Consider the following 12,847-nt stretch of genomic DNA (forward strand, 5'->3'; position numbering starts at 1 on the left):
GGCAGCGGCCAGCCGCCCGCGGACGCGCCAGGCGGCGCGCACTTTGGCCGCAGCCCTGGCGCTGGCCAAAGCGCGGCAAACGGCGCCGCGATGCCGCCGGCTGCCGCCGCAATGCGGCCCCGCGGCTTTGCGGCGGGCCAGCGCGGCTCCACTGCGCCGCGCTACACTGCCCCGCAGCGCGGCGCCGCTCCGCCAAGCGAGAACCCGGACCCGGGGACGGGCCCGGGTTCTGCGCATGGCGGCCGCAGGCCGAAGCGGGCAGGCAGCGCAAGCGGCGGCTTGACCGCCGCTGAGCGTGCCGCCGGCCGGGCGGCCGGGCGGGAGCGGCGGGCTGCTGCGGACGCGGCCCGGGCGGCAGCAGCAGGCGGGCAGGCCGTTGCCGCAAGCGCTGCGCCGCAGTTCTATGCGGAGCAGCTGCTGCCGGCAGACAGCCTCCTGCGCATAGATGTGAGGCCGCTCGCGCGCGCGGAGGGGCGCAAGCAGGTGTTAGGCGCAGCAGCTGCCGGAGGCATGCGCTCAGGACTGCGCTCGGAGGCCCGCTCCCGCGGTGCTAAGGGCGGCCAGGAGCATGCGCAGACAGGCCGGCATATCCGCTCCCGCCCTTTGCCCGCCAAGGGAGCGGCACAGCGTACAGGCAGAGCCGGAGTACGGGTAGACTGGCCGCAAACCGTCGTACGCGCACTCATCCGCTCTGCCCGTCAGGAAGAATTGGCAGCTGCCGCCGATTCCGCAAGAAGGGCTGTTGTCAGACAAAGACAAACTCATAACCAGAATTACCGCCATTCAGAGCTTGATTCTGCATTCTATGAAGCCTCCAGCAGATTACAGGATGAGAATGCGCCCAGAAAGCGGTTTTTGCCTATTCAGCATGAGGATATGTATGAGAAGGTTTTTTTGCTAAAGCCTAAAAAGCTGCACGTCTTTTTACTGGATACCAGCGGATCGATGTCCAGTTTTCAAAGAATGAAAGAAACGAAAACCGTGCTTCTCTCTCTCATGGAGCGTTATTATCAGAAGCGGGAGTTATTTGCCCTGCTCTGCTTCCGGCATAACCGGGCCGAGCTTGCTCTGACTCCAACGCTCAGTCTTCAGCATGCCCGGCGGGTCGTTGACGCCCTGCCTACCGGAGGCAGCACTCCCTTGGCACTAGGACTTCGCAAAGGGCAGGAGTGGCTGCGGCGCTGGCTTGGCAAAGAGAAGGACCTAAAGCCTCATCTTCTCCTGCTGACAGATGGAAGGCTGAGCAGCAGTACTTCCCCGGGGCAACCCTCTCCACTTGCGGAAGCGCTCGAGCAGGCTGGCCGTTTGGCTGCATCTGCTTATCCTATAACCGTTATTGATACGGAAGCCGGACGGATTCGCCTGGGGCTTGCCCGTCAATTGGCGGACGCTCTTCACGCCGAGCAGTACTTTGCTTTAGATGAATTAAAGCTGTAACCAGCCACTTTTCGCCTCCTTCCTGAAGGCCCGAAGCTTTGCAATTAGGAACCACTTGAAGAGTCTCTTGAAGGATCTTTTAAGGAATCACTTGCGGAATCTCTTGAGAAAGCTTTTAAGGTATCCATTTGCGGAGCTTAAAAAGAATCGCTCGAAGCAGGCAGCCTAGCTTGTGAGCATAGAGCATACAATGGTGAAAAAAGAAGGATTTGGAGGTATTAAAACCCCAATGGATACAGCTCAAAGAGAAAGCATACTTGTTGTCGGCAGAGGAAGCTTCGTAACCGCGTTGCTAAACATCCTTCAGCATTATGGAGCCTCGCGCATTCATGTGGTGCTGCTGGATGCGAGCGCAAAGGATGTACATCAATTAGCTCCTTTTATTGAGCCTTGGGCAGCAGCAGCGGTCCCTTCCCCCGCCCGTTCCCGTTTGAAAGAGGGAATGCGGCCATCTCCTTTTTTATTAAATGTTGAAAACTTGCCGGCCGCTCAGCTTGCCGAGTGCCTTCATAAGCGGCGAGCTTGCCGCTCGGTTTTTTACGTGAGCCATACTGTGCCTCCCGGAGCAGAAATGGCGGCAGTAGAAGTGAGCTGCCGAACAAACCGGCAAAGCTTGTATCCCGCTTTATTGTTTGCAGAGCGAGGTATGGCTGGCCCGGTAATGCATGCTGATCATGAATCGGAACCAGGCTGGACAACCGCATGGAGAACCATTCATGAAACAGAGCTGCGCCCCTCAGCTGGTGCCGCTATTCCTCCCGACTCATTCACAGCTGAAAAGATATTGGCCGGACTGCTTGCAAGTGAATGGCAGGCCTTCCTGAATAAGCAGAATGATGACCATTCCCGCTATTACTGGTTAAACCTTACGACTATGGAAGGACTATGGTATTCGACAAAGCAAGTGGCACAGACCGAAGTGGCGGATTGGATCTCAAGCAGATTAACCCCGTGTCCAATTGAGCACAATGGAAAGAAGCAGCATGTTGCGTACAAGGAAGCATTTTCACTGTTAGAGGAAGGTTGTAACCCGCCTCCCTTGGCGGTGCCTGCATGGTTAGAGCAGCTTTCCGAGCGTACTTGCGAGGTACAAGGCCTGTTTCATGTGTGGGGGGAAGGAGGCTTGACACAGCTGCCGCTGCACCAGTGTCGTATTCAACCCGTAGATCCGCTATCCACGGGCCCGGCCCTGCTGCTGGACGAACAGGTTTTCAGCGGATTCACCGCACTAGATGCAAGAAAGAACGCAGCTCTTGGCGGTCTTGAAGCCTTTGCCGGGCGTCTTTTGCAGCTCGAAGGAAACGACAAAGCAATAGACAAGGTACTTGACAAGGCAGTCGGATGCGGGACCTCCAAAGAAGAAAGTCAATACAAAGCGATAATGGAGCTTTTATTAAAGCAGCTGCTTAAGCACGACCAAAACCCTCTATCCTCCTCCAGGCTGCAGCCAGTTTCCGGCATTGTTTTCTCGAAGCAGGACTATGAACTTGAATATTGCCAGCATATTTTATCCCTATATAACATAAGGTTTCAGTTATTTGCCGGAGAAGATGAGTATGGGTTTCCTGCTGCCGCGGTACAGATAGCCGATAGGCAGATAGTGAAAGTCGGCCTTACCCCGGCATCCGTCTGGAAGGATGCTTGTCTCCAGGCGCTTCATACCGTTCAACAAGATCACGGCCAAGAACACGGCTGCCATGACAACCACTATGGCCACAATGATGGCCACAACAATGACCGCCACGCTGTCGACCGTCCCATATACATCCGGGATACAAGCAATTTCCATCCCCTACAGCCAGTAAATTCCCCGCTTCCATATTTATTGGAGCAAGTGAAGCTGCCAACCATTCAGGAGATCGCTGCCCGGTTTCAGAAAAAGCAGAAGCGGCTCTCTCTATACCTGTTCAATGCAAGCCCATATTTTTCACACGATGATGGAATCTTTTTCTCTTTAGCTGCTCTTGAAAAGGGGGATGCATTCCAATGAATCGGCCCGGTTCAACGGTTATGCTGGCTGTTATTGGCGAAGGTCAGCTCACAGGCATGATTACAGACTTGGCAGCCTCTGAATCGTGGCTGTCAAACAGCTTGCAGGTAAAGCTGGTAAAACTGCCCTCCCTCCCAAGCCACAGCGAATGGCCGCAGCTTCAGGAAGCAGACCTCATCTTATGGATACAAGAGGATGAAACCGCTCATATTCCCAGTCAAGAGGTGGAACTGAAGCTGAAAAAGCTGCGAAGCAGCCCTTGGCTGTGCGCATCGTACACAACAGCGACAGGCTTTGTCGGACCCTGGGTACAGTCAGACTTACCCGGATGCTTTCAATGTTCAGCCACAAGACGCATAATCGCAGACGTGAAAGCAGTCCCGATGATTGACTTTGCCAAGCTGCTGCGGCCAGAGAATGGGCCGGAGGATGTTGAACCACAGGAGAAGTTATCCGCTGTCAACCCCGGCGCACTTTCCCATATGGCCCAGCTGCTTACCGCTGAACTGAGAAGATTTATACAGGGCATCACTCCTAACACGGCCGGTGCCTACTATGAAGTAGACATTAATACGCTGGCTGCAAGGCTGCATCGATTTCTTCCCGATCCCACCTGCCCTGTTTGCAGTCAGCTGGAGCAAGATTCTGCGGAAAATGCACTGCCTCCACTCGTTCAGCAGCCGAAGCCGTCTACTGACAACTTTCGGACCCGCCCGCTTGCGGAGCTGCTCCCGTTTATTAAGAAGGACTATGTGGATGCAAAGAGCGGAATCTTTACCGAATTAACGTGGGAGCATCTGCCACCCTTCCCTGTAGTTACCGCCCGGCTGCCTCAGTTGACCACAGAGGCCGAATATTCCGCCGGACGAAGTCATTCTTATTTGAACTCTGAAGGAACTGCGGTACTCGAAGGGCTGGAAAGATACTGCGGCATTGCACCAAAAGGTAAAGTTTCTCACATATACGCTAGCTACGAGTCATTAAAAGATGATGCCATCGACCCGAGAAGATTTGGCTTGTACATGGATGATCAGTACAATCAGCCTGATTTTCCTTATAGACCTTTTGATGCCGCTGTTCCGACAAACTGGGTATGGGGTTATTCCTTGACGGAGAATCGGCCTGTGCTGCTGCCAGAGTCGATAGCTTATTATAGTGCGGGCTACGCCGACAGCTTCGTGGAGGAAACTTCAAACGGCTGCTCGTTGGGAGGGAGCTTGTCTGAGGCGATTTTGCACGGAATGCTGGAAGTGATCGAACGGGACAGTTTTTTGCTGGCGTGGTACCGTAAACTGCTGCTGCCTCCAATCGATCCTGATTCGGCGGCAGGAAGCGAGCTGCAGTGGATGCGTTCACGCTTGAGGCATATATATGGCTATGAGCTCCACTTGTTTAACATGACGATGGATAGTGGAATACCCGCCATTTGGGTTATACTGCGCAGCCGCAAAGAGCATGATGCCAGATTGATCAACGCCGCTGCGGCGCATCCCGATCCGGAACAGGCAGCGATCAATGCTTTACACGAAGCGGCTGCCTTCATCCCGGTCTTGAACGCAAAGTTCCGTGAGCGCCGGAAGGAGACGGAGCTGATGGTGCATGATGCTTCACTGGTCCGCCAGATGGACGATCATCCGTTAGTATATGCACATCCCAAAGCAGAGTCCCGACTTGATTTTTTATTGAAAAATAATCGGGAGCCCCAAACCTTTCAAGAAGTCGCAGAAATGGCTTCTCTCCGAGCATTACCTTCACTTTCTCATACGGATTTAACCGCCGATGTTCAGGAACTGGTCGAGCGCTTCCGCTCTCTTAATCTCGAAGTGCTTGTTGTCAATCAAACCTGCAGCGAAATTGAAAAAAATCAGCTTTGCTGTGTCAAGGTACTCATTCCAGGGATGCTGCCGATGAGCTTTGGCCATCATCTCAGGAGATTAAACGGACTATACAGATTGGCCAGCGTTCCCGACCTGCTAGGCTATCCAACCGAGTTAAGCAGCCCCAATGAATTGAATCTGCACCCGCACCCATTTCCGTAATTTTGCTGAAATTTACCCCTACAAAATAACGCTGTAAAAATTATGTGCTCTCGCTCAGAATATACGCCTATACTTCTTGAATCCTACTGACATATTATAAACTATCTCTAAAACAAGGGAGGAATTCACAATGGGTTACGGAGGTTCTTGCGGATTTGGATTTACTAGCGCCGGAGTAATTCTTGTTCTGTTTATTTTGTTAGTCATCATCAGCCGTGCTTGGCTTGTGTAAATCCACCCGAAGCAATTAGCAGCACTGCAAGATTCATTATCTAGACAGCAGCCATCCTTTGATTAGGATGGCTGCTGCTTTACTATAATTATTTACTAGAATGGTGACAAGGTGAATATATTAAACCTTAAATCCGATCCGGCTTACGAGGATGAGTCTATGATGATTCCACCTGCTGCTGATTGCGGTTGGAATACCGCTGCCGCGTTCTGGATGGATTGCGTTCTACATAAGGGCTGACTTTCGGTTGAGCACCGAAAATAACCCAAGAATATGGCAAAAATTTATAAGCCAACGCGACCAATCCCCAGCTGACCGCCAGAGCGGCAACAAACCCGCCGACCGAATGCAGATGATAATATAGCGGATTAGTGCTGGTGGGGATACGGAAATAGAAAAACAATAGTGCTGCATGAACGATGTAGATGCCGAAGGACGCTACGCCTAAGCGAATGAAGGCGTTAAGCCAGAAAGGCCGCAGCCACACAGATAATAGAATGGCGGCCTGGAGCAGCACAACAGCCGCGGTCAAGGTATGGATATTCCACAACAGCTCATACCCGAGCGGATGAACAACGTAGCCGTTCCGTCGAATTTCCGAAAAAGTATAAACATGATAAAGGGAGGAACTTAGCCACAAAAGCCACAGCGGCAGCCATAATAGCATTGCTCTACCGGTCCGCTTGGCGCGGTCGGCACCAAGCCATTCCTTGATTTTATTATAATAAATCCCGAAGAACGCGCCCAAGAAGTAATAAGATGTGTAGCTGATCGCCAGTGTTGCCTTATTCTCAACCTGCCACCAATGCACTTCATTCCCGTAAACAAACACCCATTGGATTGCAAGGCCCATCCAGACCAGATGCTTGGTCAGCTTTGGCCAGCGCTGCAGGAACCACAGCATTAACGGAAAGAAAAGATACAGCTGAATGCTGATAAAAATAAAATACAGATGGTAGAAAGCCTCACCTTTCATCACCATAGACAAAAATGCTGACCACGAAGCGTTTTGCCAAAAAAGCTCCCATGTTTCCCCATACGTATAATAAATCTGGATGACATAATAATAAGTGCAGCAAATGACATAAGGAAGCAGTATATACAATAGCCTGCGTTGAAAAAAGCTGCGCACGCGCTTGATTGTCAACGGTTTGCGGTAATAGCTGTAAAAGAGCACCAGGGCACTTAAAAAAATGAACGTTGTCGTTCCAAACCGATTAAACGTATTAACAAAATTATAGATCGAAAATGCTCTTGAATGGACATCAAAATCTCCCACTGGGACAGAAGCGGTATGCACCAGCAGCACACCCAGAATTGCCAATGCTCTAACAATATAAATTTCTATAAGCTGAGAATTCTGCTGCTTTGGGCCCGGTTGAAGCTCAGTGGTTTTTGATTGCCCCTGTTCTGATTTCTTCTGGTTCAAGGAAGCCATCCCCCTTTCATCAAGAAAACAATCACGACCATCGGGCCTTATAAGCATAACAACATGTGAAAACTGGTGCAAGTCAACCGCTTCCATTTCCCCTTGAAAACCCCATTATTTCTTCGTCAGCAAAAAGGCGGTAATAGGGCTAAAGATCAAGCCCCGCCAGCCCTTACCCTTCCTTGCCAGCTTCTGGATCTAAATTATTTAAATCTTAACATTTTCGCAGTTATAAGCGGATCTGTATTATTTACATATGAAATCGCCGGACTGAATTTGCAAACTTTGGGTAAAATAAAAAAACGGAAGCCGCTCTCCTGGCTGAAGCTGTAAATGGAAGGTGCGACCCGCGAGCGACGATGAAGCTGTTATCTGGAAAATTAACAACTTAGCAGAGAATAAAAGGAGCCATTAGAAAAGCACAGCCTCGATAACAAGGCTGTGCCTACATCCTACATCCTGATTTGTTTGTCCTTGCGGATAACCAGCTACTATAAATCTATTCCCTCTTCATTAGACGCAGTGAAAAAATAATCGTAATTCGGATAGACATAGGGGGAACCGGGGGCTTCTATGCTCTCAATTTTTACGGCATCAACTTTCATAATTTGCATGTCATTATATAAAGTTTGCCCTATTGTTCCCCGCACTCTAACCCAACTATCGGTGGGGTAATTCTGCGCCCGGTCATATTCCACCATTATGCCAAAGGGCAGCGCATCAGCAGAGCAGCATTGGATTTGAAAGCGCGCCAGTGCAAACTGATTGCTCCTCATGTCATCCTCACGGTAAACAAAGCCGCTAAATTCTATCGTTTTGCCTACAAAAGGCTCCACAAACAAATCAATGGAAGATAGAATTTCGATAAAGCCTTCTTCTTTTACTTCAATTGTGTCCTGTACATACAACGTTTTTGCAAGGTTCGCAAACGGTTCCATGTACTGGTCAGCGGGAAAGAGTGCTTCCAGCTCCTCTGCTGTAACCAAGGTTGTCCCGGGCTCGGAACCTTCAAGTTCCTTTTGGCCTCCCTCTTCAATGGCCCTAACCGTCTTATCAGTCTTATCCTCTGAAGGTGAAGTTGAGGTTGCTTGTATCGTACCAGGCTGGGTCGGGGACGGACCAAAATTCACACCTCTTTTGGCAGCCAGAGAGCTGTTTAATGCAGCATCAGGCAGTACATAGCCCAGCAGAAGAGGAAACAGGAATAAGCCGTAAATTATAAAGCTTAGCAGTGATGGCCTTGCACGGGCTTGAGGCTCACATCCACATCCGCAGTCCGCGTCCGCTGCCTTCTTCCTGTTTAATGACTTTAGGGCCAAAAAAGCCTGGTAGGAAGCGATTATATAAAGCCCGACAGCCGTTAACTTGACGTAGATCTCCATTCGCGGGGCAATATAATAAACAATGTTGCCGGAACGGACCAGGTAGCTGATATAGAACGAAAAACCCGCTAATATAAGGGCTCGGATGAAAAAACGAGCCGCATCTGTACGGTGCTGGCTAGTCATAGTATGTACCCCTTTCTTATAAAAACACCTGCTCCCAAATCATCGAACCGAACATTACAAATCCTGCAACCAGCACAATCAGCAGGATAACAAATTTCATTTTAAAAATAGACAGCAGCATCAGCGTCCCCTTCATGTCAATCATCGGACCAAATACTAGGAAGGTAAGCAGCGAACCGGCTGTAAACGTATGGCCGAATGAAGCAGCCACGAACGCATCCGAGGTCGAGCATAAACTGACGATAAAAGCAAATGCCATCATGAACATATGTGAGCTCCATTCCCCTTGTCCGATCGCAACCAGACTTTCTCTTGCCATAAAGGTCTGGATAAAAGCCGCCAGAATCGAACCGAAAATAAGGTATTTGCCCATCTCAAAAAACTCGTCAGCCGCATGATTAAGGGCGGATAGAAGCTTGTTTGGGCTAGAAGGGCCGTGGTCGTGAGCATGATGATCATGGCTGTGGTTAGCGTGATGACGATGGTTGTGATAAGCATGTTGATGATGGTTATGATTGGCGTGATGACCATGGTTGTTGTTAGTCTGATGGCCGCCAGCATAATGCTTATCCGGCCTAAGCGGTGATCTGCTGACGAAATAATAGATTAATAGACCAATTGCAGCAGCAGCAGCAAAAGCAAGTCCGATTCTGGAGTAAGCCATCTCCGGACGTGAACGGAATGCTTCAAAGGTTGCCCAGAAAACGACCGGATTAATAATCGGTCCGGTCAGGATGAAGACCACCGCCATATATAACGGCATGCCCTTACGCATTAGCCGGCGGACGACGGGAATCATGCCACATTCGCAGACCGGAATAAGCAGCCCCAACGAAGAAGCGGTTAGGACGCCGATAAAAGGATTTCGGGGAATTAAGCGACTGATCAACCGTTCGGAAACAAATACATGGAGCAGCGATGAAAGCAGCACTCCCAGCAGCACAAAGGGCAGCGCTTCAAGTATAATGCTTATAAACATCGTTTTAAAGGATTGGACAGCTGGCAGTTCATCGAACAAATAAGCAAAAGCATCTTTGTTGATCACCAGCACAAGCATGAAGCTTAAAAAAGTAATGAGCAGCAAGGAAACTCCCCAGCGGGAGACAGCAGATTGCATGGAAACCTCCAGCGTTATAAACGAAATAATTACGATCTGATTATAGCATATGACATAGCAGCCGTGAATAGGACTAACTTTCTGAAAAGGACCTCCCTCCGCTTTCAAGCCGGACTCTTTCAATCCGGACTCTTTCAGGCCGGAGGATGCAAGGTCGGTCCTTTTCATTGCTAGTTTTATGCTGCTTCTACTATTGAATAATGGGTGACCTGTACATAGTGAAGTCTAGCCTAGAATATGATAGCCGCCATCGACATGCAGCACCTCTCCCGTAACGCCGCGCGACAGATCGCTCAAAAAGAATAGAGTTGCATCGCCAATTTCAGCCTGATCCACATTCCGCCGCAGCGGCGCCTTTTCAGCCATCGTACCCAGAATATCGTTAAACCCTGCTACTCCCTTTGCCGACAGAGTGCGTACCGGACCTGACGAGACCGCATTAACCCTTATTTGCTCCTTGCCCAAATCCTCCGCCAAATATCGTACACTCGCTTCCAAAGCAGCTTTGGCTACTCCCATCACATTGTAATTCTTAACTACTCTCTCAGCTCCCAAATAGGATTGGGTCACAATACTCCCTCCGCTTTTCATCAGGGGACGGACGGCCCGGGCGGCAGCCACCAGGGAATAGCTGCTGGCATTTTGCGCAAGCAAGTAACCCTCCCGGCTTGTTTCTATATATTCTCCCTTTAACTCATCCTTATCAGCAAAAGCTATCGAATGCACCAATCCATGGACAGTATCGGTACACTGGCTGATCTCGGCAAAAGCCCTGTGTATGCTTTCATCATCTGCAACATCACACTGCACCATCATGCTGTCCATGCCTTCAGCAGCAAGAAGCTTTTCCAGCTTTTGGGCTGACCGATCCTGCCGGTAGGTGAAAATCATCTCTGCCCCTGCGGTATGCAAGGAGCGGGCAACCCCCCAACCCAGGCTGCGTTCGCTGGCTACTCCCATTATGATTATTTTTTTTCCCTGCATCAAACCGTTCATTCTTTTAGACCTCCACAATATGTAAATGGTAATAGGCTGTGCCCACTTAACCGCCGAGCTGCAAAAGTCCCGTCAGTTCCTTATGCTCGATCCAATTGGCGACAGTCTCTGCAAAGGAATGCGGCATTTGAAAATTCCAGGCGTGTCCGGCACGCGGAACCTTGCGGCCTTCGCAATGCAGCTGGCGGCACAGCTTGCGGGCTGATTGGATAGCAAGCCTAGTTTCTTTTTCTCCGACTAACACAAGCAGATCGGGGGCCGGCGCTTGAGGCAGCTTGAATTCCATCAGAATCCGGCTCATCGCCTTTATGGTTGCCGGCTGCATTGGAATAGTATCCTGAATAAGCTGGCTGCGAAAACGCTCAGGAATATCGAGCGATTTGATTGTTAGTGCAGCCAGCCAGGCTGCCGGCAGCCACCGGTACATTGGAGCATTCAGATTATTAATGAATGCTTCCGCCCGGCTCAAACCGCTAGACGTTCCACTTATCACTACTCTTGAGAAACGCTGCGGCTCTTCATGCATCAAATGCAAGGCTATGGCTCCACCGAGTGAAAGTCCGACAAGATGCACGGGCTGATCAGGATTCGCCGCCTCCAGCGTCAGCTTGAATAATTTCTGTGTGCAATCCTCCAAACTCAGGGCGATTTCCGAGCTTTCACCATGTCCAGGCAAGTCAGGAATAATCACGTGGTAGTCCTTGAGGTGCAGCGCTACTTCATCCCACATTCTGCCGCTTAACCCCCCGCCATGAAGCAGCACAATACTCGGTAATTGAAAGTCGCCAAGTGTCCGGTAGTGCACACCCTGAACGGAGCTCTTTTTTTCCTTTCCCATCCGCACTCTCATTCCCTTCCAGCAGCCGCCCTAACTCTCATATCGTTCCATTGGCCGCCTTACTCCGCTTAAAAGCAATCTCATGCGGATTATCTACTACTCAGTTCAGCCGACCCTATGCACTCACTTGATTCAAATAAAGTAATGCAAGCACATGAATTTAACAGCAATGCAGCCAAGCATATAGTCGTCTTGTATATTATATCACAGGCCTAGACTTGACTGATATTCCCGCTCCCTCCCCTTTGCATACTAGTCTCACGGCGTTCGCCGGGACTTGTTGTACAAGACTTTTTAGCAGAAGTTCTCCTGGAACGAATTTATAAAACGAATTTGCCAATTGACATGAATACGATATATCGTTAATATAAATGTACTTATAACGATATATCGTATTGCAACGCTGCTATTGCTAATCTTTGCAGCGCATCTTTGCAGCGTATCACTCCGACACATGTCGCATCACACGCCACTACACGATTGTCATGCAGCTCATTACAAATAACCGATTATGAAAGGAATGATTGAATTGAGGCATTATTATCGGAACTCAGCACATGATGGCGAGTCCAAGCCCTTTCACAGGCATCGCCATGGCGGACGAAGAGGCAGCGGAAGCTACGGCCGTGGGGGAAAACGGTACTTTGGCCGCGGAGGGGTGAAGTTTGCTCTGCTGGAGCTGCTTACGAAGGAGCCCATGCATGGCTACCAGATGATGAAGGGGCTGGAAGAACAGTCTGGAGGCTTGTACAGTCCCAGCGCCGGCTCCATCTACCCTACCCTGCAAATGCTGGAAGATCAGGATTATGTCATTTCTCAGGAAGCAGAAGGGAAAAAAATTTACAGCATCACGGACCTGGGTCGCAGTTTTCTGGAGAAAGGCAAGCCGTCCAAAGCCGAACGCGGCTGGTTTGGTGAATGGCAGGAATTTGACCCCGCCATCGGGGCCGAACAAATTCAGGAACAGCGTGCTGAGATGGCCGAAATCATCCGACTGCTGGCGCGAGCGGAAAAGCAGGCTCTGCGCGATCCCGGGGCCGGACAGCAGGGACGCTTCCAATCCCTGCTAAGTGAGCTTCGTAAACGATTGGAAGATTATCACGAGGAAGAATAGAATGGCAGACTATCACTTAAACCGATATTTCGTCATTGGTTAACGCTAACGACAATCTGAAATGCACATATCATCTTGCTATCGGATAACAAAGACCGAAGACAATGAATAAACTGCCAAACTGAACGGATTGTTGAGAGAGGATGG

At 50.2% G+C, this 12,847-nt stretch carries 10 protein-coding genes; 5 read left to right on the forward strand and 5 right to left on the reverse strand.

Annotated features, from left to right (window positions below; genetic code table 11):
- The 4 genes from PSHG_RS02355 to PSHG_RS31365 all read left to right on the forward strand — a co-directional run.
- Nucleotides 1-1,437, forward strand: a 1,437-nt coding sequence (locus tag PSHG_RS02355; protein WP_010268893.1) for a VWA domain-containing protein, incomplete at its 5' end; no start/stop codon positions are given.
- Nucleotides 1,438-1,666: 229 nt separating this feature from the next.
- Entirely contained in the window at nucleotides 1,667-3,427 is a 1,761-nt protein-coding gene (locus PSHG_RS02360) for a hypothetical protein (protein ID WP_026021151.1), read from the forward strand.
- On the forward strand, nucleotides 3,424-5,466 hold the full coding sequence (locus PSHG_RS02365) for a TOMM precursor leader peptide-binding protein (RefSeq protein ID WP_010268898.1): 2,043 nt from the start codon (nucleotides 3,424-3,426) through the stop codon (nucleotides 5,464-5,466). Before PSHG_RS02360 ends, PSHG_RS02365 begins: the two co-directional genes overlap by 4 nt.
- A 130-nt stretch (nucleotides 5,467-5,596) precedes the next feature.
- Entirely contained in the window at nucleotides 5,597-5,698 is a 102-nt protein-coding gene (locus tag PSHG_RS31365) for a sporulation protein YjcZ (RefSeq protein ID WP_081505033.1), read from the forward strand.
- Nucleotides 5,699-5,855: 157 nt separating this feature from the next.
- Here PSHG_RS31365 and PSHG_RS26420 read toward each other — a convergent pair whose 3' ends face one another.
- The 5 genes from PSHG_RS26420 to PSHG_RS29155 form a co-directional block, all read right to left on the reverse strand.
- Nucleotides 5,856-7,127, reverse strand: a complete 1,272-nt coding sequence (locus PSHG_RS26420) for an acyltransferase (protein ID WP_010268902.1) — start codon at nucleotides 7,125-7,127, stop codon at nucleotides 5,856-5,858.
- Between the two features lie 491 nt (nucleotides 7,128-7,618).
- The gene (locus PSHG_RS26425; RefSeq protein ID WP_010268906.1) at nucleotides 7,619-8,635 is read right to left on the reverse strand and encodes a TIGR03943 family putative permease subunit; all 1,017 of its coding nucleotides are present in this window, start codon (nucleotides 8,633-8,635) and stop codon (nucleotides 7,619-7,621) included.
- 16 nt (nucleotides 8,636-8,651) lie between these two features.
- Nucleotides 8,652-9,752, reverse strand: coding sequence for a permease (locus PSHG_RS02390; protein WP_026021153.1), 1,101 nt, complete (start codon nucleotides 9,750-9,752; stop codon nucleotides 8,652-8,654).
- A gap of 225 nt (nucleotides 9,753-9,977) precedes the next feature.
- Complete coding sequence (fabI, locus tag PSHG_RS02395) at nucleotides 9,978-10,748, reverse strand: enoyl-ACP reductase FabI (protein WP_010268909.1); 771 nt, start codon at nucleotides 10,746-10,748, stop codon at nucleotides 9,978-9,980.
- Nucleotides 10,749-10,794: 46 nt separating this feature from the next.
- On the reverse strand, nucleotides 10,795-11,586 hold the full coding sequence (locus PSHG_RS29155) for an alpha/beta fold hydrolase (RefSeq protein ID WP_010268911.1): 792 nt from the start codon (nucleotides 11,584-11,586) through the stop codon (nucleotides 10,795-10,797).
- Between the two features lie 529 nt (nucleotides 11,587-12,115).
- Between PSHG_RS29155 and PSHG_RS26435 the strand changes: the two genes are divergently transcribed.
- Nucleotides 12,116-12,700, forward strand: coding sequence for a PadR family transcriptional regulator (locus PSHG_RS26435; protein ID WP_052310043.1), 585 nt, complete (start codon nucleotides 12,116-12,118; stop codon nucleotides 12,698-12,700).
- The last annotated feature ends 147 nt before the right edge of the window (nucleotides 12,701-12,847 follow it).

This window comes from Paenibacillus senegalensis JC66 (assembly GCF_000285515.1).
Taxonomy (GTDB): domain Bacteria; phylum Bacillota; class Bacilli; order Paenibacillales; family NBRC-103111; genus Paenibacillus_L; species Paenibacillus_L senegalensis.

Excerpts from the sequence above, each read along its gene's own strand:
- PSHG_RS02360 (WP_026021151.1), top strand. The coding sequence starts at position 1,667 with ATGGATACAGCTCAAAGAGAAAGCATACTTGTTGTCGGCAGAGGAAGC.
- PSHG_RS02365 (WP_010268898.1), top strand. The coding sequence starts at position 3,424 with ATGAATCGGCCCGGTTCAACGGTTATGCTGGCTGTTATTGGCGAAGGT.
- PSHG_RS31365 (WP_081505033.1), top strand. The coding sequence starts at position 5,597 with ATGGGTTACGGAGGTTCTTGCGGATTTGGATTTACTAGCGCCGGAGTA.
- PSHG_RS26425 (WP_010268906.1), bottom strand. The coding sequence starts at position 8,635 with ATGACTAGCCAGCACCGTACAGATGCGGCTCGTTTTTTCATCCGAGCC.
- PSHG_RS02390 (WP_026021153.1), bottom strand. The coding sequence starts at position 9,752 with ATGCAATCTGCTGTCTCCCGCTGGGGAGTTTCCTTGCTGCTCATTACT.
- fabI (WP_010268909.1), bottom strand. The coding sequence starts at position 10,748 with ATGAACGGTTTGATGCAGGGAAAAAAAATAATCATAATGGGAGTAGCC.
- PSHG_RS29155 (WP_010268911.1), bottom strand. The coding sequence starts at position 11,586 with ATGGGAAAGGAAAAAAAGAGCTCCGTTCAGGGTGTGCACTACCGGACA.